Below are 20,598 nucleotides of genomic sequence, written 5' to 3' on the forward strand. Positions count from 1 at the left end.
GTTTAGAGGGCATCTTTGCCTTCGTCATGCCTTCTGTGAGTTTCGATAAGCGAAACTGCTTTTTGAAGAATAAGGTTATTAGGATAGGTGATCAATTCTCCATCTGATGTTCTTAAATGCAGATGGAATGCTTTAATATCTTCAATTTCGGCCTCTATGGGAAGATCCTTATCATGTATCTTAATCGTATCTCCAATTTTGTAAGGGAACGAGAAGAACATGATGATCCCTGAGGTTATGTTGCTTAATATAGACCAGATCGCGAATAAGGCAACTCCAATTACCGCGAAAGTAGAAGAGAAAATAAGAGCCAGTTCAGACAAACCTACGCCCCAGGCGAAAGAAAGTAAAAATGCCGCGATCAGGAAAATAAGGATATTGATGTACTTGAACATCAATCTGGTCCTGGTGATATTGATTTCACTTCGTTTTCCTACTTTGTTTGCTGCCTTCCTTAATACAAACTGAATGATCATTAAAAGGATGATAACTGCAATCGTGTAGATTAATTCGTCGCGATAAGTTAAGAATACTTCGTACATTAATTTAGTTCCAGTTTATCCCGCAAAGGTAGATTTTTATTCGAATTCCTATTCCAGTAATCACTTTTTATACGCTGTTTTTTTATCGCTTTGGTAGTAAGGATTTTTTCATTTTCACCAAAACCTGAAAGAAAGGATTCTTCCCATTTTTCAATGGTATAAGGAAAAGCCCTGCTGAAGTAAATTTTCAGGTTTCTCTTGAGTTCGGGATATTCCAGCCTGTATACATTTAGGTGGTCTATGGTGTAAAATTCGGCATTAACCTCGTAGGCTTTTAGTTCTTTATGGCTCAATCTCAAGTACTCCAGGGAAGGGATCATTTTAAGTGTACCCGTAGGAGCTTGGTTAGAATCTATTCGAAGAATGTTCCAGATCTCATTTTCCAAAGTAGCCTTTTCCAGGCTGAATTCCTGATCTGCCTCACCCTGAAAATAGGAATGACTTGTGATCTCGTATTTATTACGATTATTCAGTTGAGTGTAAACCTGCCCGCACCATTCCTGTATAGATGCTGAAACTTTGAGTGCATGCTCCTGCCCGTCAAGAGGGTAGAAGGTACTTTGCATAATACTATAAGGATAGATGCCGGTTAGGAAATTTTTGGTCGCATTCAATTTTAAAACTGAAATATTTTCCTTTGCTGAAGTGTTAGCTTTTACCTGTTCCTCTGGTAAGAAATCTTCAGTAACAAAGATGAGTACAGCCTCGCCTTTTCTTAATTCACCATACCTGGCCTGTTCCAATTCGTAAGAGGTGATCTCAGCTTCTCCGGAATACCAGTATTCTTTGAATTCATCTGAAAGATCCAGATTTTGTTTTTGTGAAGAAGTTCCTTCACAGGAAGCGAGGATGGCTAAAAGAAGAAACAAGTAAGAAAAGCGAACCATATTTTCTTTTAAAGTTACAAATTTCAGACTTTCAGCAGTTCTTTTATCGTTTTATAAACCAGATGGGTTGGTAATCCTACCACATTAAAGTAACTGCCCTCGATTTTTTCGATGCCTATCAAACCAATCCATTCCTGGATTGCATAACCACCTGCTTTATCGAATGGCTTATAATTTTTTACGTAATATTCTATCTCTTCATCGCTTAATTCTGAAAAATAAACCCTGGTGGTGTGGTTCAGTATTTTCTGAGAATTAGAAGTTGTAAAACAAACCGAGGTGATGACCTCATGATCTTTGCCTGAAAGAGCCTTTATCATTCTTACAGCTTCGTCATGGTCCTTCGGTTTTCCCAAAGCTTCACCGTCATTATAAACGATGGTATCGCTGGTGATCAAAACCTGGTTGTCTTTTAGGTCCTTAAAAGCTTCCGCTTTTAGAGCAGAAAGGTAATCGGTGATCTCCTGTTCTTTTAAGTGCTCTGGAAAGACTTCATCAACCGGTCTAACGTCTATGGTCACCGGGATCTCCAGCTCCTGAAAGAACTTTTGTCTTCTTGGTGAACCAGATGCCAGTATGATCTCATGATCTTTAAGTAAGTCTTTCAGCATAATCTATAATAATATGAATTGTAATAGGCCAATCGAAATCAATCCGAAGAAAAGCACTGCTTTTAAAATTGAACTCAATTTACCGTATTCAGATTTTTTTTCCGCAGTCCAGATATTGATCTGGAAAAAGAGTAGGGGAGCTACCAGTAAAAACAGTGTGTAAACCACTGCGATTGTATTTTCAAAAAGATACTGATAAATGTAATAGATAAGAAATCCTAGCGGTAATAGTCCAATTGCAAACAAGACCTTATTAGTTCGTTTTTTACCTAATACGATGGGCAGGGTGCGGTAACCAGCATTATAATCTCCATCGATATCCTGCTGATCTTTCACTATTTCTCTAAGGAAATTTATAAGAAAAGCGAAAATGGAATAATCTATCAAAATTGAAAATATGGTAGATTGGGTTTGCTGATTCCCGGGAGTAATGGCGGGTAAAAGATCGTAAAGTCCAACTCCTATCGGGATAAGACCAACTATCAGGCTTATAAATATGTTACCCACAAGAATGGTCTGCTGAAACTGGGAATTGTATAAATATAATATAGCCGATCCAAATATGAAGAAAGCGGTAAAGCCCGGCCTCCCGATCATATTTGAAAGATAGAATCCAAGACCAACCCCAATGATATTCAAAATAAAGAAAAGCCTGTAAGCTGCTTTTTCTGATATGTCCTTATGAATAAAAGTGCGCTCCGGTTTGTTCTTTAGGTCTGCCGGAACATCAAAAATATCATTGATCACATATCCCGAAGCAGCCACGGTAACCACGGCAAGGACGAGAAGGGAGAATCCGAAAAGATTTAAGGTTATGGCCACCCCAAAAGGTTCGAAAAGGCCATATTTTATAAGGAACATCGTAAGAGCGATAAAAACGAGGTTTCCAGCTCTTATTAGTTTTAAATAACTCATCATGGGCCTAAGCGTTTCTTTCGATCCACTTTCCCTGAACTTTCATCACCTGTTCTATAACGTCTCTAACACAACCATCGCCACCGTTTTTATGAGAAACATAAAGTGAAACTTCTTTTACTTCCGGCACGGCATCCTGAGGGCAACATGGTAATCCCACGAGTTTCATCGGGTAATAATCTGGAATATCATCACCCATGTATAGTACCTCTTCTGGCTTGATACCATAGATATCGAAGAACTCATCCATTTGCTCAACTTTATCGTGAACCCCTAGGTAGATATCTGTAATGCCCAGGTCGCGTAAACGGGCGCGTACACCTTCATTCTTTCCACCACTTATGATACATACCGTATAACCCGCTTTATGGGCCATTTTCATCGCATAACCATCTTTGGTATTCATCGTTCTAAGTAGATCCCCTCTGGTAGAGATCTGTATCCTTCCGTCAGTAAGTACTCCATCTACATCAAAAACAAAGGTTTTGATCTGGTTAAGGTGTTCTTTATAGCTTTTTTCCATGCAATTTTTGTATAGATTCGGTTAATATAGTATATATCTTTTTGTTGTCTTCATCCAGCATTTCCAGGTGGGCAGCAATGGTTTTCTGATCATTTCTTAAGGCCGGTCCCGTTTGTGCCGAATATGGATCTAAAGTTTCTATCTTGGAAACGGTCTCTTTTATGAGTGGTCTCAGGATCTCGAAAGGAAGCTGGTTCTGTTTGCAATAATCTTCGGCCAGGGCGAAAAGATGATTACTGAAATTATTCACGAAAACCGCAGATAAATGTAAGGCTCTGCGCTGTTCAGAATTCACTTCAAAGATCTTATCGCTGATGATCGAAGCTGCCTTTTTCAAAAATTCCAGATTTGGTTCTGAATTCGCTTCAAGGCAAATGGGAATCTCCTTAAAATCTACAGCTTTGGTTTTTGAGAAGGTTTGTAAAGGATAGAACACCCCGTAATTCTCAAATGTAGCCAGCGTATTCATATCCTGGCTGCCTGAAGTGTGTGCTACAATTCCTTTTTTCACCTTCAGTTTTATCGAAAGATCTTCTATCGCTTCATCCTTAATGGCAATTAGATATAGATCTGCTTCCGCAATTTTACTTAGATCTGAATTTCTTTTTGCTGGATCTTCAACGAAATCAAGGTGATCTTTATTCCGGTTAAAAACCTGAACTACATTAAATTCCATTGCTTGGTTAAAGCAATGATACAGGTGAGTAGCCACATTTCCCGCGCCAATAATTACCACTTTAATCATTCGGCTAAAATACCAAAATTTTTAAGCGGGTGAAATTAACATTTGTGCACTTGAGATTGAATTGGGATTACCTGTAAAAACACATAATAAATCGTTAAATTTGCAGCCGTTAAAATGACACTTTTTCCATGCAGAAAAAAATAGCCTCAATCCTTTTTTCTACCCGAATAATGGCCGTCTTATTTATAATTTTCGCTGTAGCCATGGCCATGGGTACCTTCATAGAAAGTTGGTATAGTATCGAAACCGCAAGAATCTTAATTTATAACACCTGGTGGTTTGAAGGAATAATGCTTTTCCTTCTAATCAATTTTATTGGTAACATTAAGCGTTATCAGCTATATAAAAAGGAAAAATGGAGCACTTTATTACTCCACCTTTCCTTTATTTTAATTCTCATCGGTGCTTTTGTGACCCGTTATATTAGTTATGAGGGTATCATGCCGATTAGAGAAGGGGAAACTACCAACGTCTTTATGACCCAGGAATCCTATCTCACCTTTTTTATTGATGGAGAGATCGATGGGAATGCTCGTAGAAGAGTGCTCCAGGAAGATGTGCTTTTTGGGCCTGAGGTAGAGAACGATTATACGCTGAATACAGATTACAACGGGCAGCCGGTTAGTTTTGAAGTCACCAATTTTATCCATGGTGCTGAAGAAGCTTTAGTTCCTTCAGAGGATGGTGAGAATTACCTTAAAATAGTGGAAGCTGGTGATGGGAATCGTCACGACCATTATTTAAAACAAGGCGAAGTAAGCAATATTCATAATGTACTTTTTACCTTGAATAGTCCGCAGGATGGAGCAATCAATATCCAGATAACAGATGATGGGGAATATCTGATAGATTCGCCATTTGATGGTAATTATATGAGAATGTCAGATCAAAAGCAGGGAGAGCTTGTAAAAGATTCCACCCAGGCTTTAATGCTGAGATCTCTTTACAACATTGGGAATATGCAATTTGTGATCCCAGAACCTGTGGTGAAAGGTGAGTATGATGTGGTTCCAACTAATCCCAAGACCAAAAATGATATGGATGCGGTGACCATCAATGTTTCTTCAGGAGGACAATCGGAAACGGTTACTTTGCTTGGAGGACAGGGAATAGTTGCAGATCCGGTTCAGGTTAACCTGGGTGATCTTGAAATATTTCTGAACTATGGTTCTATTGAAAAAGAACTACCATTTGCTATAAAACTGAACGATTTTATTGCTGAAAAATATCCAGGTACGGCAGATAGAGAAACTCCGGGTTATGCTTCATTTAAGAGCGTAGTAGAGGTGATCAGGGATGGTGAGGAGCCAATGCCGTATGAAATATATATGAATCACGTACTCGATGAGCAGGGTTACAGATTCTTCCAGTCAAGTTTTGATCCCGACGAGAAAGGAACCATCCTTTCTGTAAATCACGATTTCTGGGGGACATGGATCACCTATATAGGATATTTCCTATTATACATTGGGCTAATGTGGATCTTATTCGATAAAGGATCAAGATTCGGAAAGTTAAAAGTAATGCTGGATAAGGTGAAAACTAAAAAGAGATCCCTGGCGACTTTTCTTGCTTTGATCTCTCTTTCCTTGGGAATGAATGCGCAGAATGATGATCACGAACATAGCGAGACCGCAAAATCTCAACTGGACAGTATCATCGTGGCAAATGCAGTAAAGGAAGAGCATGCTGAAAAATTCGGTAGATTGGTGATCCAGGATGCTGGAGGACGAATGAAACCAGCCAATACCTATTCTTCAGAGTTATTGAGGAAATTAAGTAAAAAAGATTCTTACGAAGGTCTAACTTCAGACCAGGTACTTATCTCCATCACCGAGAATCCTATGGTATGGTATGATGTGCCGCTTATCTTTGTTCAAAAAAAGAACGATAGCCTGCACAAGATCCTGGGAGTGGAAGAAGGGAAAAAATACCTTGCCCTTACCGATTTCTTTGATAAAAGAGGAGCTTATAAATTATCCCCTTATTTGGAAGGTGCATACCAGGCCGCGGTCCCTAATAAATTCCAGAAGGATTTTATCGAGACCGATAAGAAGGTGAATCTTTTATATAGGGCTTTAGATGGTAATATCCTTAAAATATTCCCTATTCCTGGTGATGAGAATAATAAGTGGATCTCTTATAAGGAGGTAGATGAATCTAACCTAAAAGGCATGGATTCAGTTTATACCAAGCAGATCCTTCCACTTTATATGAATGCCTTAAGAGATGGCAGGGAAAGTGGTGATTACGCAAAAGCGAATCAATATTTAGAAAGTATAAAAAGCTATCAGCAGAAATTTGGTTCTGAAGTAATGCCTTCAGAAGAAAAGCTAAATGCAGAGATCTTATATAATAAGTATGATGTGTTCAGAAATCTTTTCTGGATGTATATGCTGGCAGGGCTTGTAATGTTGGTATTCGTGATCGTTCAGATCTTTTATGACAATAAGACTATTCGAGGTCTGATTAAGATCAGTGCAATATCAATTCTTATCCTTTTCATAATGCACACGGCAGGACTTGCCGCAAGATGGTATATTTCGGGACACGCGCCATGGAGTGATGCATATGAATCGATGATCTATGTTGCCTGGGCAACTATGTTCTTTGGCCTGGCATTCGGGAGAAAATCTAATCTTACAATTGCGTCTACTGCTTTTGTGGCATCTATGATCCTTATGATCGCGCATTGGAACTGGATGGATCCGGCTATCGCCAACCTGGTGCCCGTACTTGATAGTTACTGGCTAATGATCCACGTATCTGTTATCGTTGGGAGTTATGGTCCTTTAACGCTTGGGATGATCCTAGGTGTGGTGGCATTGCTGCTAATGATCCTTACTACAGAAAAGAACAAAAAGAAGATGCTCCTGAATATTAGGGAGATCACTATAATCACCGAGCTTGCACTAACCGTGGGCCTTGTGATGCTAACTATAGGTAACTTCCTGGGAGGACAATGGGCCAATGAGAGTTGGGGAAGATACTGGGGCTGGGATCCAAAAGAAACCTGGGCCCTAATTAGTATTTTCATTTACGCTTTTGTAATTCACATGAGATTAGTGCCTGGATTACGCGGACGCTGGATCTTCAACTTTATGTCTGTGATCGCCTATTCTTCGATCATGATGACCTATTTTGGAGTGAATTTCTATCTAAGCGGTCTGCATTCATATGCTAGCGGAGATAAGGTGATAACTCCAACCTTCATTTATTATACTTTAGCGGGGGTAGCGATTTTAGGTGCTCTTTCGTACTGGAAGTATAATAAGCATTACGCTAAAAAAGCCAGAAAAGAAATTCAGGAGAACAGGGATACGATTTAACTATCCGGAGTCCTAAATAAAAAAAGCCCTCGCTATCAGCGGGGGCTTTTTAGTTATTAAGGTTAAGTTGAGGATTATTTCAAATTCCCAACCATATCTTTAGGATCTACCCATTCTTCGAACTGCTCTTCAGTCACATAACCTAGATTCACAGCTTCTTCTTTTAAAGTAGTACCGTTCTGGTGAGCCGTATTTGCGATTTCAGCTGCTTTATAGTAACCTATTTTGGTATTTAAGGCTGTAACCAGCATCAGGGAATTATTCAGGTGTTCCTGGATTCTTTTCTCGTTTGCTTCGATTCCTCTTGCGCAATGCTCTTCGAAAGATGCGCAGGCATCTCCTAACAGCTCAGCACTTTGTAAAAGAGCATTCGCCATCACCGGTTTAAAAACATTCAGTTCAAACTGTCCCTGCATTCCTCCAACGCTGATGGTGGTATCGTTACCAATCACCTGTGCGCAAACCATGGTCAATGCTTCACACTGAGTTGGATTTACTTTTCCAGGCATGATAGAAGAACCTGGTTCGTTCGCCGGAATATTGATCTCGCCAATTCCGCTTCTTGGTCCTGAAGCAAGCATTCTTATATCGTTACCTATTTTATTAAGTGATACAGCCAGTTGTTTTAAAGCTCCATGAGTTTCCACAAAAGCATCGTGTGCTGCAAGAGCTTCGAATTTGTTACCTGCAGAAACAAATGGCATATCGGTGAATTTTGCGATAAACTCGGCTACTCTTTTAGAATATCCCTTTGGAGTGTTAAGCCCCGTTCCAACTGCAGTTCCACCTAAAGCAAGTTCAGCTAAGTGTGGAAGTGTATTTTCCAACGCCTTGATGCCATAATCCAGTTGAGCTACATAACCACTGAATTCTTGTCCCAGGGTTAGGGGAGTGGCATCCATAAAATGCGTACGTCCAATCTTTACGGTATTCTTGAACTCTTCAGACTTCTTTTTAAGAGTATCTCTAAGCTTTCTTAATCCGGGAAGAGTCACTTTAGTAACTTTTCTATAGGCTGCTATATGCATACCTGTTGGGAAAGTATCATTAGAGGATTGAGATTTATTTACATCATCGTTAGGCTGAAGGGTTTTTTCGCCTTCACCTATTTCTTTTCCTGCCAGTTGGTGGGCACGGTTAGCGATAACTTCGTTAACATTCATGTTACTTTGAGTACCACTCCCGGTTTGCCAGATCACTAAAGGAAACTGGTCATCGTGTTTACCTTCCAGGATCTCGTCACAAACCTTTGCAATAAGGTCTCTTTTATCTACCTGTAAAACACCCAGCTCACAGTTGGTGTAAGCAGCCGCTTTTTTAAGGTAGGCAAAACCATAAATAATATCTAATGGCATGGAAGCAGCAGGACCAATTTTAAAATTGTTGCGTGAACGTTCGGTCTGTGCACCCCATAATTTATCTGAAGGAACTTTAACTTCCCCCATGGTATCTTTCTCTATTCTGTAATCCATAATACTAAAATTGGTTGTGGAGCAAAGTTAATGTTTCGCAATTTTCTTTAAACTAAAAATTCTTTAAAATTAATTTTTTCTTAAAAGCTCTTTTGAATTATGAATTTCGCAATTTCAAGAGAATACTTAACTGAAAAATATGCCATTCTTATAAAACATCTCTCATAAAAAACAGAATCGTAAAACATTGTAAAACAGATAGTTGTATGTAAAATTGGGGGTTTTTCCCTTTTCCTGAGATTACGGAAAGACGTAAATTTAAGTAGTGGAAATTTTAAAATCGGAGACTATGAGGACAGGCTATTTTTATCTATTGGTATCGGTATTGTTACTGATTAATTCAGGATGTAGTTCTGATGATGACAACGTAATTGAATCGCAACAATTTATAAACGCGAATGTAAATGGAGTGGAATTTCAATCAGATGAAAAAGTCGCTCCACTGGGCTTTAAAAGGATCTTAATGCCTTCAGGTAGAATAAATCTCTATTCAAAGGCATTTTCTGCCAATGGCTATCAAATGGAGATCATGATCGAGAATTATACCGGTCCCGGAAAATATTATATAGGAGATAATTTTTATAATAAAAGCTGGTTGAAATTCGAAAACGCCGGGAGAACTGAATCATGGAGCCTTGAGCCAGGCGGAGCTCTTAACATGACTACTAATTATATCGAAATTACCTCATTTCAAGACAATTATATCCAGGGGAAGATCGCCTGCAGGGAAATGATGAATAAACTGGATGGAGTTCTGGGGCACATGGATGGCGAGTTCAGGTTGATATATCTAGAATAGATTGCTTCTTCAGAGAAAATAAAATCTAAGCGAGGATTCTAAATTTTGTAAAAAAACAGGTATTTTTTGTGATAAGCGCCACAGACTTCATATCTTTGGCCAGATTCAAATCAAACTTTGACTGTTATGTTCGAATTCGATCAATACCTTGGTTTCTTAGCATTTTTAGCAATATTGACAATGGGTTTCTGGCTTATGATCTTTCTTGTAGCTTTCGTTCCTTACTGGATTGGAGGCTCTGTAGGAGAGTTGATCAAAGAAAAACGTGAAGCTCGCAAAAAAGCTAAAGCGGAAAAAGCATAAAAAAAGGGACTATTTTTAGTCCCTTTTTTTATGTCTTAACTTTTCTGTTTAGAATTCTCCTTCATCATAATCTTCATTTCCACCACCTCTTTGCTGACGTTGTTTTTTCTGGTTGAATCTATAAATAAAAGCAACGTTTACAGACTGTCCCTGTCTCCACTGGAATTCACTATCCTGCTCGAAGAATTCTGTAGTCGTAAAACTTGCTCTTTTTCTACCGTTGAAAATATCTCTAATGTTTAAGGATATAGTTGCATTGTCATTCAGTATTTCTTTACTGAAGGCAAGATCGATATTTAAAATTCCTTCCTGCGTACCCTGAATTTCGTCTGAAGGCCCACGGTAGAAAAGGTTCGTTTGCCAGTCGATCTTCCAAGGTAAAGAGACTTTAGAGCTAAATCTACCAAACCAGCTGAAATTATCCTGGCTATAGTCCACGCCATTAAATTCACCATCAAGTTTAAAGCGGAATAAATTCACACTACCATTCAGTCTTAACCAATCTGCCGGGTTGTATAAGAAGCCAAGTTCTCCACCCATCCTGTCGTTCGTAGCCAGGTTAAAAGGAATACTTCTAATTACTTCTATATCCTGCCCATTTGGCCCGGTAATGAATACTTCTTCCTGTACTCTTTGGAAGGCATCGGTCTCTCTTTGGTAATATACAGAAGAGGTTAAAGTGAATTTCTCCCATCTTTTAAGGTATCCCAGGTCAAAAGCATTTGAGAATGCAGGGTTAAGGTTAGGGTTACCCTGGAATATATTGTTACGGCTACTTCTGGAAGGGAATGGGTTAATATACCATCCTCTCGGCCTGTTGATCCTTCTATTATACCCAAGAGTAAGGTTTTCTTCCTCGCCTAATTCGTATATGATATTTACGGTAGGGAATAGGCCTAAGTAATTATTATCAAAATTTGTGTCTATATCGAATGAAAACTCTTCCTGCAGTTCTTCTTCAGTTAATTCTGAATCGATCTTTCCTTTAAGGTTAGTGTTTTCAAGACGCAGTCCAAGAAGAAAACTAAAATCACCAAATTTGGTTCCGTACTGTGTATATAATGCCTGCACATTTTCGGTATAATCGAAAACATTGGTTTGATTTCTATTCAGAATAAAGTTACCATCGGCATCTTCCTGGTATAGCTCATAATCTGTAACCTCGTTTTCAATATTACCACGATATCCGGCTTCAAACTGAGATTCTTCCCCAATAGGTCTTACATAATCTGCCTGTAAAAGATATTCTTTCTGATCTTCTATTGTGATCGTAGATTCTGAAGGAACTCTAATTGCGCCAGTATCGGTATTGTTATATAGAACCGGTTCGTTAATAAAGGCATCCTGTGTCTCGCTATCATTTTCAAATTGGAAATCGGCTGTAAGCTCATGTCCTTTATTATCAAATTTTTTGATGTAATTCAGGGAGAACTGTATACTTTCATCTTCTTCGTTTTCAACTTCCATACGATTGGTTCCTAAAAGACTTTCACCATTCAGGATATAATCGTTTTTATTCTGGGTCACATCACGATCATCTCCTAGACGGTAAAAAATGGATCCGGTTATAGAGGAAAGGTCAGAGATGTAATACTCCATACCAACATTGGTGTTGAATCCACGGTTGATCCTGTCATAATCTCTGTCTTCGATATTGCGGTCATACTCTATATTCCCAAGGAAAACATCTTCTCTAGGCTCGAAATATCTTGTATCGAAGTATGCGTAACCGGGAGATTCATTATAGCGGTAACCTGTGGTAGTGAAGAGATTGAATTTATCTGTACGGTAATTAAGATTAGCAGAAATACTTGCGTTTTCAGGAATTCCGGCATTTAGATTTATTGAACCGTTAAATCCTAAAGTTTCCTTTTTTCGTAAAATGATATTAATGATCCCGGCAGTACCTTCAGCATCGTAACGCGCAGAAGGGGAGGTGATAACCTCAACTCTTTCGATGGCTTCAGCAGGTAACTGGCTTAAGACATCTGTATTTCCAAAACCGGCCATGGCTGAAGGCTTACCATTTATAAGTATCCTTACGTTATCATTCCCTCTAAGGCTGATCCCACCTTCGATGTCTACAGAGATAGATGGAACATTATTAAGGGCATCACTTACCGTCCCACCGGCCGTCGTAAGGTCCTTACCAATATTATATATCTTTTTATCAAGCCTTATGTCTACCTGGGTAGTTTCGGCTCTAACTACGACCTCATCAAGATTTTCAGATCCAAGTCCTAGCTTAATAGTACCGAGGTTCAGGTCGTTCGTTACCTTACGATTTTTGAATTCTTTGGTTTCGTAAGAAATGAATTCTACTATAATATTATAGGTCCCATTTTTGACTTCAACAGAAAACTGACCTTTAGCATCTGTAATTCCACCAGTAAGATCTGATGGATCTTCGACATTCTGTACAGATATCGTGGCATATTCTAACGGAACATTAAGTTTGTCGTCTATCACTTTACCTGTAATCGTATTTTTCTTAAATCCGGAAGGTCCCTGCGCGTATCCAGGGAAAAGTAAAACGCTGAACAATCCCAGAAGTAAACTGAGGGTAAATAATTTTTTGTTGGTCATTGTCAATTTTTGTTCTATGACCAATAAGAAACGGGATGGTTTAATCCAAAACGGTTAATGTTTTGTTAAACAAAAAAATAAAAACCTTAAACAAAGTTTTTAAAGGGTTAGAGCTCAGGATTTACGAGTAAGTTGTTTATTCAGAAAAACATAATTTTCGAACTGATCTTCCGTAAGAAATTTTTTCAAAGACTTGTATTCATTATTCTGAATGGTCTTGAGTTTGTTTATCTGCTGGTTGATACCAAGACTGGAATTGATGATCTCATTTTTCTTAATGGTAAATTCAATGATCGAATCCTCGAGCATTTGAGTTTGCTCTGCATTAAGTTGTAACTGGCTTTTCCAGGTGGAGGCCAGTTCTCCTGCAACTTCCTTGATCTCTTTCCTGTTCTTTTCGTGAATATAGATCTGGGAATAAACGAAACCTGCCACCGCCGCGGCAGCCACACTAATTAATGCTATTCTAGTTTGAAGTTTCATTTCTGTTATTTTAAAGCAGTTTCTCAATATTTGAAGGCGGTCTTCCTATCACAGCTTGTTTTTCTGTTTCAACCACGGGCCTTTCAATAAGTTTAGGGTTTTTTACCATCACGGTAATAAGCTCCCTATCGCTAAGGTCTTTGTCTTTATAATCTTCTTTCCAGACCTTTTCGTTCTTGCGAACCAGTTGGATTGGAGTAATATCAAGTTTTTTGATAAGCTTCTCCAGTTCCTCCTCGTTTAAAGGTTCCTTAAGATATTCTTTTATTTCAAAATCTTTGCCCGAATTTTTCAAAATTTCAAGTCCTTCTCTGGACTTTTTACATCTCGCATTATGATAGATTCTTAGCATTTGTTTTCTATTTATAAAATAATCAATTATTTCAATTTTTAAAACTAATACAGACCGGTATTTAATCAATCTTCGTTCCGTTGTCCCATCATCATTAAAAAAGATTTTAAAAATCGATCTATATCCCCGTTCATTACATCATCTACATTACCCGTTTCCTCACCAGTTCTCACGTCTTTAACGAGTTTATAAGGATGCATCACATAATTTCTTATTTGTGATCCCCATTCTATTTTCATCTTGGAATCCTCGATCTCTCGTCTTTGAGCCTGTCTTTTCTGAAGTTCAATTTCAAAAAGCTGACTTTTTAAAAGCTGCATGGCTTTATTCTTATTTTCGAGTTGAGAACGGGTTTCAGAATTTTCAATTACGATTCCGGTAGGAGCGTGGCGCAACCTTACCGCCGTTTCCACTTTATTTACATTCTGCCCACCTGCTCCAGAAGATCTCATGGTTTCCCAGCTTAGGTCTGAAGGATTAATATCTATTTCTATACTATCATCCACTAACGGATAAACATATACCGAGGCGAAAGAGGTATGTCTTTTGGCATTAGAATCGAAAGGGGAAATTCTTACCAGCCTGTGTACTCCATTCTCACCCTTTAGCCAGCCAAAAGCAAATTCACCTTCAATTTCCAGGGTCACTGTTTTAACCCCGGCGACATCACCTGCCTGGTAGTTAAGCTCACGTATCTTGAATTTGCGCTTTTCAGCCCACATTAGATACATTCTCATCAGCATCTCTGCCCAGTCACAACTTTCGGTACCACCGGCACCCGCAGTAACCTGAAGTACAGCACTCATACTGTCACCTTCTTCAGAAAGCATATTCTTGAACTCAAGATCTTCTATAAGATCTATAGCTTTATCATATCTGTCCTGAACATCTTCAGCTGTGGCTTCATCTTCCTTGTAGAATTCAAAGATGACCTCAAGGTCTTCTACCAGGGTTTCAGCTTTTTCGTAATCTCCCACCCAGCTTTTTTCAGAATTGACCTCTTTCATGATCTGTTCAGCCTTTTTAGGGTCGTCCCAGAAATCAGGAGCAAAGGTCTTTTCCTCCATATTGGTTATTTCGATCTTTTTGGCATCAATGTCAAAGATACCTCCTTAACGCAACCAGGCGCTCTTTAAGATCTCTAATGTTCTCTATTGTTATCATTCATGGTTGATTTGACGTAAAAATAGAATTAAAGGGAGTTTCGAGAAAGGATTTAACGAATATTTTTTAGTTTTAGAAAGCTTAAAAAAATCCCTCTATGCATAAGATTACCTGTATTATTCTGGCCTTCAGTATTTCATTCGCGATGAAGGCTCAATTCCTCGAAAAGAAAGAAGACCTTCAGAAATATGAAGGTTATTTTAACTTTCATTACAATGAAAAGGAAGATGAAATTTACCTGGAGGTAGATAGCCTGGAAACTGAATTTCTTTACACCCATTTCTTAACTACCGGAGTAGGGTCTAATGATATTGGATTAGATCGCGGGCAGTTAGGAGGAGAGGCCGTGGTGAAGTTTCAGAAAGCAGGTAATAAATTATTGCTTATTCAGCCTAATCAGAACTACAGAGCGATCACCGATAATAAGGCGGAAAAGGAAAGTGTAGCTGAAGCTTTCGCGAAATCGGTTCTTTTTGGATTTGAGATCAAAGAGGAAAAAGACGGTAAGTATATCATTGATTTTACACCGTTCTTAATGCAGGATATCCATGGAGTTGCAGAAACCTTGAAAAAAGGAGAATACGGCACCTATAAACTGGATAAATCTAAAAGTGCTTTGGCTTTGGGGCGTACAAAAGCATTTCCTGAAAATGTTGAATTTGAAGCGCTGCTTACTTTTGAAGGGGAGCCAAAAAGCAGAACCATCAATTCTGTTGTTCCAGATGCTAAGAATATCAGCGTAACCCAGCATCATTCTTTTGTGAAATTGCCAGATGACGAATATGAAAAAAGGATTTTTGATCCACGTAGTGGGGCGATCTTTATCTCTTATATGGATTATGCGTCACCGGTGTTTGAGCCTATAAAGAAACGTTATGCTATTAGACACCGTTTGAAGAAAAAGGATCCTGAAGCAGAAATTAGTGAGGCCGTAGAACCGATCATCTATTACCTGGACCCGGGAACTCCTGAGCCGGTGCGTTCTGCTTTGCTGGAAGGAGCGAGCTGGTGGAATCAGGCTTTTGAGAATATTGGATATAAAGATGCTTTCCAGGTAAAAATGTTGCCGGAAGATGCCGATCCCCTGGATGTGAGATACAATGTGATCCAGTGGGTGCATAGATCTACCAGGGGCTGGAGTTACGGTGCCAGTGTGGTTGATCCCAGAACTGGTGAGATCATTAAAGGCCACGTGAGTCTTGGAAGTTTAAGAATTCGTCAGGATTTTATGATCGCCCAGGCGATGATGCATAAACCTTTTGCTGAAAGCGATTCTAATCACGATCCCATGATGGAACTTGCCCTGGCCAGGATAAGGCAATTATCTGCCCACGAGGTTGGCCATACCATTGGTTTTACACATAATTTTGCTGCAAGCACCAGCGACAGGGCTTCGGTAATGGATTATCCTCATCCGCAGTTTGAACTTAATAATGGTGAAATTGAATTCGCGAACGCTTATGATACTGGAATAGGAGAGTGGGATAAAGTAACTGTGAAATATAGTTATAGTGATATTCCTGATGGAATGGAAGAAAGGGAATATCTTAATTCTGTTTTGGAGAAAGCCCACCTTGACGGACTTACTTTTATTACAGATTCTGATGCACGGGCTTCCGGGGGTGCTCATGCCTTTGCTCATCTATGGGATAATGGTAAAGATGCAGCAGATGAACTGGAAAGGGTTCTTGAAATAAGGAAGAAAGCAATTCAGAATTTTTCAAAGGATAACATCAGGACTAATGAGCCATATACAGTTCTGGAAGATGTTTTTGTGCCGCTTTATTTTTTCCACAGATATCAGACGGAAGCCGCGGTGAAACTTATTGGCGGTCTGGAATACAATTACGCGGTAAAAGGAGGTATTAGCAAAATAGTTGAACATCTTGACTCCAAACTTCAGGAAAAAGCTTTGGAGAGTATTCTTAAGACGCTAACTGCGGAAGAACTTGCCATCCCGAAGGATAAACTGGAACTATTTCCACCACGGGCTTTTGGCTATGGTAGAGACCGGGAATCATTTAAAAGTAATACTGATGTGGCTTTTGACGCTTTAGGTGCTCCGGCTACGGCAAGTGAAATGACGCTTGCTTTATTGCTTCATCCCGGCAGGGCAGAAAGGCTAATTCAACAGCATGCCTTAAATAAAGATCTTCCAGGACTCGAATATGTGCTGGAAGAAATGATTTCTGAAACCATCAAAAACACTAAGAAGGATAGCTATGAGGCTAGTGTTCAGAATACGATCAATTTTAATGTTTTAAAGCATTTGCTGAACCTGGCTATAAATGATAAAGCCACACCTTTGGTGAGATCTGTTGCTAATCAAAAAGTTGATGAGCTAGCCAACTGGTTAAAAGGCAAGGATGATCCGGTTTCAAAAGAGATGTTCCGTAATATTAAAAGGTTTAGAGAAGAACCTGAAGATTTTAAACTGGAAATAAATATTCCTAAGATCCCTGATGGTTCACCAATAGGAGCTTATTAGAAATCTATTGCTGTTGTTGAGAGGAAACCTGAACGGTATATTCAGTTTCGTTCTTACCAGAGGAGAAAACAACTCCTTTAAGGGGAGGACAATCTGAATAGTCTTTCCCGTGGGCTACTTTAATATGATTTTCAGCAGCGATAAGATTATTGGTAGGATCAAATCCTATCCAGCCACTGTTGGGCAGGCAACATTCTACCCAGGCATGCATTTGTGAATCGCCAAAATAGCCATTTCCCTGGTGCAGGTATCCGGATACATATCTGGAAGGAATTCCAAACTGTTTCGCGATGGCGATGAACAGATGTGTAAAATCCTGACATACTCCCTGTTTGATCTCCAGGATGTGACTTAGATCTGTATCAATATCGGTCACATTGGTCTTAAAAATAAATTCCTTTTTGATCCAGGAATTTAGCTCCTGAAGGTTTTGAAAAAGGCTGATACTCTTATCAAATTTAAAATCAACCTCCTGGTGCAACGTGGTAAGATCTGTATATCGAAGAAAAACATCATTTTCAGCTTTAAATTTCAACGAATTTAATTCCTCGTATTCTTTTTCAGAAAACTCCTGGGATACCTTTTCGAATATATTCTCAACTTTTTTGATCAGTTTAAAATCTGCGGTGAATTCAATTTCCTCAAAAGTCTGTTTCGGTCTAATACGATAGGTAGGGAAATCATAACCATTAATTGATCTTTCTACCGGGATATTTAAAGAATTCGTGAAGTCATCCTGCAGCAATTCCTGCGATTCATTATTCTCAGGGATTATCAAAAACTGCCAGAGAGCGCTGCTCGCCTTATTCTCATACGTGTTTTTGGCAGTGTATCTTATATTATAATCCAGGTTCATAATGAAATTTTAAGAGCAGCAAATAAAAGTGTTTTTATCGGATTAATAATGAAAATATTCATTCTGTAATTTTAGCCCGATACTATTTAGATCATCCAGGATATTCTGAATAAATGCTTCCAGGTCCTGTTCGATCTCTTCGATCACTTTGAACTGATACTTCGCCCTTACCTTACCAATTAAAAAGGCGGAAGAATCTTTAGAAGGATGTTTTTCCCGGGTAAGAACCATGATATGTTTACAAACTTCATTAAGGCTGTTCATTACAGATCTTGGACAATCTGTATTTAAGATCAAAAACTCCAGAGTGGATATACTGGTTGGAGTTTGCCTGTAGAAGCGACGCATCATATCGTAAGACTCCGCACACTTCAATAAAGTGGTCCACTCATAGCTGTTCTTTAAAGTATCACCGTAACTGCCCTGGGCAATTACTGCATCCTTGAATTTGGAATTGATGATACGGATGATCTGCGTGGCTCTTTCGATATTCACACCAAGCATTATAATAGCGTAGACTTCATCGTGCAATAGCGTACCCCTTATTTTTCCTCTTAAGATGGAAACATTTTCAGTCACCTGAACCGTAAAATCATAAAGCCCTCGTTTTTTGAAATTTTCTACGGGGTAATTAAGAACGAAATGGTAGAATTTATTAATAGATTCATACAGTTCAGTGGAAATAAGATCCCGTGCAGAATTTGCATTTTCACGGGCAAGTTTCACATAATTGATTATAGAGAAATCCTTGTCTGGATTTAAGGCGATATCGTATAAAACTTTTTCTTCGTCCAGCGGCTCCTCAGTTCGGCTAAAATCGTCTGCCATAAAAAGCATGGATTGCAGCACGAATTGTCTCGACTGTGAAAGTTCGTTGGGGGCATCCAGGGACGCGAAATAGTTTACATTCAAATATCTTGCGACATGTTCCAGACGTTCGATATATCTTCCCATCCAGAACAGGTTATTGGCTACTCTTGCTAACATAAATTATTGATTGTTTTTTAAAACCCAGGTATCTTTAGAACCACCACCTTGAGAGGAATTAACTATTAGATTTCCTTTTTGTAAGGCCACACGGGTGAGTCCACCTTTTAGCACAAAGTCCTTTCCAGCGCCAAGTAGGGTAAAGGTCCTTAGATCTACATGCCGCGGCTCGAAGCATTCATTTTCTTCGATATAAGTTGGGTGGACAGATAGCGACATGATGGGTTGGGCGATATATTTTCTCGGACTTGCCTGTATGGTTTTTTTGACTTCTTCGATCTCATCCTTACTAAGCCGGTTCCCGATAGAAATTCCATAACCACCTGCTTCATCAACAGGCTTAATGACCAGGTTATGCACATTCTCCAGTACATATTTTAATTCATCTGGCCTGCTGCAATGATAGGTAGGCACATTATTTAAAATCGGCTCTTCATCTAAATAATATTTAATGATCTCTGGCATATAGGTATAGATTGCCTTATCATCTGCCACACCGGTACCTGGAGCATTTACCAGGCAAACATTTCCTTTTTTATAGGAAGCCATTAATCCCGGAACACCTAAAGCCGAATCTGGTTTGAATTCCAGTGGATCGATGAATTGATCGTCTATCCTTCTATAGATAACATCTACTTTCTCCGGACCGTTGATCGTTTTCATGTATACAAAGTCATTTTCTACAAACAGGTCACGTCCTTCTACCAATTCCACGCCCATGGCCTTGGCCAGGTAGGAATGCTCGTAGTAAGCCGAATTATATATCCCAGGAGTGATGACCACACAATTTGGTACATCAACGCCTTTGGGTTTTACGGTTTCCAGGATCTCCAGCAGATTCTCGGCATAGTCGGTTACCGTATGAGCCTGGTAATGATTGAAAACGCCGAATAATGCTCTTTTTAAAGCTGTTCTATTACAAATCACATAACTAACTCCGGAAGGACATCTGATGTTATCTTCCAGCACATAATACTTTCCGTCTGAATGTTTTATAAGGTCTGTTCCTGAAATATGGTTATAGATCCCGCCGGGTGGATCGAAGCCGTTCATTTGATCCAGGTAATTTTCTGAAGAACTAATAAGGTCTAATGGAACAATTCCTTCTTTAATGATATTCTTATCATGATAAAGATCCCAGAGAAAGGCATTAAGCGCTTTACTTCTTTGCAAGACTCCCTTTTCTATTACTTCCCATTCCTCCGGATCTATGATCCTGGGAAACAGATCGAATGGAAATATCTTTTCCTTGATCTCATGATCTCCATAGACCTGAAAAGTAATACCCTGGTTAAAAAAGGAAGATTTGGCTTTATTGTTTAATCTTCCGAAATCCTGTGCCGAATGCTCGCTATAAAGTTCGAATAAGGTTTTGTAGGTCTGCCTTACATTGTCATTTTCATCAAAGATCTCATCATAGAGTTTTGGATCACGGTTATAAGATTCGAAAGTGGGATTATCATTATTGCTTTTCATAGATCAGGATTTGCCATAAAATACAAATAAATTGCTTCATTTTCAGTTAATTGACTGAAAGCTTGCGAAAAATTGCAGAT

18 protein-coding genes are annotated in these 20,598 nt (G+C 39.0%); 4 read left to right on the top strand and 14 right to left on the bottom strand.

All coding sequences use genetic code 11. The features are described from left to right. Window positions 1-2: 2 nt before the first annotated feature. From C8P64_RS07025 to C8P64_RS07050, 6 genes are read right to left on the bottom strand one after another with little or no spacing between them, the layout of a single operon-like run. Window positions 3-542, bottom strand: coding sequence for a mechanosensitive ion channel domain-containing protein (locus C8P64_RS07025; protein WP_108171375.1), 540 nt, complete (start codon window positions 540-542; stop codon window positions 3-5). Continuing rightward, a complete protein-coding gene (locus C8P64_RS07030) occupies window positions 542-1,429 on the bottom strand; it encodes a septum formation inhibitor Maf (RefSeq protein WP_108171376.1) in 888 nt (295 codons plus the stop codon). Before C8P64_RS07030 ends, C8P64_RS07025 begins: the two co-directional genes overlap by 1 nt. 23 nt (window positions 1,430-1,452) lie before the next feature. Next, the gene (locus tag C8P64_RS07035; RefSeq protein WP_108171377.1) at window positions 1,453-2,040 is read right to left on the bottom strand and encodes a Maf-like protein; all 588 of its coding nucleotides are present in this window, start codon (window positions 2,038-2,040) and stop codon (window positions 1,453-1,455) included. A 3-nt stretch (window positions 2,041-2,043) separates the two neighbouring features. Beyond that, the gene (locus tag C8P64_RS07040) at window positions 2,044-2,958 is read right to left on the bottom strand and encodes a geranylgeranylglycerol-phosphate geranylgeranyltransferase (RefSeq protein WP_108171378.1); all 915 of its coding nucleotides are present in this window, start codon (window positions 2,956-2,958) and stop codon (window positions 2,044-2,046) included. Between the two features lie 4 nt (window positions 2,959-2,962). Continuing rightward, window positions 2,963-3,478 carry a KdsC family phosphatase gene (locus tag C8P64_RS07045; RefSeq protein WP_108171379.1) on the bottom strand — a complete coding sequence of 172 codons (516 nt, stop codon included), beginning with the start codon at window positions 3,476-3,478 and terminating at the stop codon, window positions 2,963-2,965. Continuing rightward, window positions 3,462-4,223: a Rossmann-like and DUF2520 domain-containing protein gene (locus tag C8P64_RS07050; RefSeq protein WP_108171380.1), complete on the bottom strand. Its 762-nt coding sequence runs from the start codon at window positions 4,221-4,223 to the stop codon at window positions 3,462-3,464. The genes C8P64_RS07045 and C8P64_RS07050 overlap by 17 nt, the downstream gene beginning before the upstream one ends. A gap of 128 nt (window positions 4,224-4,351) precedes the next feature. On the opposite strand from C8P64_RS07050, the gene C8P64_RS07055 reads away from it, so the two are divergent. Next, complete coding sequence (locus tag C8P64_RS07055) at window positions 4,352-7,552, top strand: cytochrome c biogenesis protein CcsA (protein ID WP_108171381.1); 3,201 nt, start codon at window positions 4,352-4,354, stop codon at window positions 7,550-7,552. Window positions 7,553-7,626: 74 nt separating this feature from the next. Here the strand turns inward: C8P64_RS07055 and fumC are convergent, their stop codons facing one another. Further along, window positions 7,627-9,024, bottom strand: coding sequence for a class II fumarate hydratase (gene fumC / locus C8P64_RS07060; protein ID WP_108171382.1), 1,398 nt, complete (start codon window positions 9,022-9,024; stop codon window positions 7,627-7,629). A 289-nt stretch (window positions 9,025-9,313) separates the two neighbouring features. Here fumC and C8P64_RS07065 point away from each other — a divergent pair, with 289 nt between their 5' ends. Further along, complete coding sequence (locus tag C8P64_RS07065) at window positions 9,314-9,823, top strand: hypothetical protein (protein WP_108171383.1); 510 nt, start codon at window positions 9,314-9,316, stop codon at window positions 9,821-9,823. Window positions 9,824-9,949: 126 nt separating this feature from the next. Next, the gene (locus C8P64_RS16525) at window positions 9,950-10,126 is read left to right on the top strand and encodes a hypothetical protein (protein WP_170106640.1); all 177 of its coding nucleotides are present in this window, start codon (window positions 9,950-9,952) and stop codon (window positions 10,124-10,126) included. 48 nt (window positions 10,127-10,174) lie between these two features. Here the strand turns inward: C8P64_RS16525 and C8P64_RS07070 are convergent, their stop codons facing one another. The 4 genes from C8P64_RS07070 to prfB form a co-directional block, all read right to left on the bottom strand. Next, window positions 10,175-12,712 (bottom strand): TonB-dependent receptor, encoded by a 2,538-nt coding sequence (locus C8P64_RS07070; RefSeq protein WP_108171384.1) that lies wholly within the window; start codon window positions 12,710-12,712, stop codon window positions 10,175-10,177. 114 nt (window positions 12,713-12,826) lie between these two features. Then, the gene (locus C8P64_RS07075; RefSeq protein WP_108171385.1) at window positions 12,827-13,195 is read right to left on the bottom strand and encodes a hypothetical protein; all 369 of its coding nucleotides are present in this window, start codon (window positions 13,193-13,195) and stop codon (window positions 12,827-12,829) included. 10 nt (window positions 13,196-13,205) lie between these two features. Next, window positions 13,206-13,547 (bottom strand): arsenate reductase (glutaredoxin), encoded by a 342-nt coding sequence (arsC, locus tag C8P64_RS07080; protein ID WP_108172198.1) that lies wholly within the window; start codon window positions 13,545-13,547, stop codon window positions 13,206-13,208. A gap of 65 nt (window positions 13,548-13,612) precedes the next feature. Further along, window positions 13,613-14,711 (bottom strand): peptide chain release factor 2 gene (gene prfB, locus C8P64_RS07085; protein ID WP_146167193.1). Its coding sequence is split into 2 segments (ribosomal slippage): window positions 13,613-14,647 and window positions 14,649-14,711, totalling 1,098 coding nucleotides; the frame shifts between segments, so codons are not numbered across the junction. A 97-nt stretch (window positions 14,712-14,808) separates the two neighbouring features. Between prfB and C8P64_RS07090 the strand changes: the two genes are divergently transcribed. Then, complete coding sequence (locus C8P64_RS07090; protein ID WP_108171387.1) at window positions 14,809-17,199, top strand: zinc-dependent metalloprotease; 2,391 nt, start codon at window positions 14,809-14,811, stop codon at window positions 17,197-17,199. Between the two features lie 4 nt (window positions 17,200-17,203). Here C8P64_RS07090 and C8P64_RS07095 read toward each other — a convergent pair whose 3' ends face one another. From C8P64_RS07095 to C8P64_RS07105, 3 genes are read right to left on the bottom strand one after another with little or no spacing between them, the layout of a single operon-like run. Beyond that, window positions 17,204-18,055: a transglutaminase-like domain-containing protein gene (locus C8P64_RS07095; RefSeq protein ID WP_108171388.1), complete on the bottom strand. Its 852-nt coding sequence runs from the start codon at window positions 18,053-18,055 to the stop codon at window positions 17,204-17,206. 42 nt (window positions 18,056-18,097) lie between these two features. After that, window positions 18,098-19,042, bottom strand: coding sequence for an alpha-E domain-containing protein (locus tag C8P64_RS07100; protein ID WP_108171389.1), 945 nt, complete (start codon window positions 19,040-19,042; stop codon window positions 18,098-18,100). 3 nt (window positions 19,043-19,045) lie between these two features. Then, entirely contained in the window at window positions 19,046-20,518 is a 1,473-nt protein-coding gene (locus tag C8P64_RS07105; protein WP_108171390.1) for a circularly permuted type 2 ATP-grasp protein, read from the bottom strand. Between the last annotated feature and the right edge of the window lie 80 nt (window positions 20,519-20,598).

This window comes from Christiangramia gaetbulicola, assembly GCF_003054225.1.
Lineage (GTDB): Bacteria > Bacteroidota > Bacteroidia > Flavobacteriales > Flavobacteriaceae > Christiangramia > Christiangramia gaetbulicola.

What these genes read in the sequence shown, in the direction of transcription:
- C8P64_RS07030 (WP_108171376.1), bottom strand. Translation starts at nt 1,429, where the DNA reads ATGGTTCGCTTTTCTTACTTGTTTCTTCTTTTAGCCATCCTCGCTTCC.
- C8P64_RS07075 (WP_108171385.1), bottom strand. Translation starts at nt 13,195, where the DNA reads ATGAAACTTCAAACTAGAATAGCATTAATTAGTGTGGCTGCCGCGGCG.
- C8P64_RS07045 (WP_108171379.1), bottom strand. Translation starts at nt 3,478, where the DNA reads ATGGAAAAAAGCTATAAAGAACACCTTAACCAGATCAAAACCTTTGTT.
- C8P64_RS16525 (WP_170106640.1), top strand. Translation starts at nt 9,950, where the DNA reads ATGTTCGAATTCGATCAATACCTTGGTTTCTTAGCATTTTTAGCAATA.
- C8P64_RS07095 (WP_108171388.1), bottom strand. Translation starts at nt 18,055, where the DNA reads ATGAACCTGGATTATAATATAAGATACACTGCCAAAAACACGTATGAG.
- C8P64_RS07105 (WP_108171390.1), bottom strand. Translation starts at nt 20,518, where the DNA reads ATGAAAAGCAATAATGATAATCCCACTTTCGAATCTTATAACCGTGAT.
- arsC (WP_108172198.1), bottom strand. Translation starts at nt 13,547, where the DNA reads ATGCTAAGAATCTATCATAATGCGAGATGTAAAAAGTCCAGAGAAGGA.
- fumC (WP_108171382.1), bottom strand. Translation starts at nt 9,024, where the DNA reads ATGGATTACAGAATAGAGAAAGATACCATGGGGGAAGTTAAAGTTCCT.
- C8P64_RS07055 (WP_108171381.1), top strand. Translation starts at nt 4,352, where the DNA reads ATGCAGAAAAAAATAGCCTCAATCCTTTTTTCTACCCGAATAATGGCC.
- C8P64_RS07050 (WP_108171380.1), bottom strand. Translation starts at nt 4,223, where the DNA reads ATGATTAAAGTGGTAATTATTGGCGCGGGAAATGTGGCTACTCACCTG.
- C8P64_RS07100 (WP_108171389.1), bottom strand. Translation starts at nt 19,042, where the DNA reads ATGTTAGCAAGAGTAGCCAATAACCTGTTCTGGATGGGAAGATATATC.
- C8P64_RS07090 (WP_108171387.1), top strand. Translation starts at nt 14,809, where the DNA reads ATGCATAAGATTACCTGTATTATTCTGGCCTTCAGTATTTCATTCGCG.
- C8P64_RS07065 (WP_108171383.1), top strand. Translation starts at nt 9,314, where the DNA reads ATGAGGACAGGCTATTTTTATCTATTGGTATCGGTATTGTTACTGATT.
- C8P64_RS07070 (WP_108171384.1), bottom strand. Translation starts at nt 12,712, where the DNA reads ATGACCAACAAAAAATTATTTACCCTCAGTTTACTTCTGGGATTGTTC.
- C8P64_RS07025 (WP_108171375.1), bottom strand. Translation starts at nt 542, where the DNA reads ATGTACGAAGTATTCTTAACTTATCGCGACGAATTAATCTACACGATT.
- C8P64_RS07035 (WP_108171377.1), bottom strand. Translation starts at nt 2,040, where the DNA reads ATGCTGAAAGACTTACTTAAAGATCATGAGATCATACTGGCATCTGGT.
- C8P64_RS07040 (WP_108171378.1), bottom strand. Translation starts at nt 2,958, where the DNA reads ATGATGAGTTATTTAAAACTAATAAGAGCTGGAAACCTCGTTTTTATC.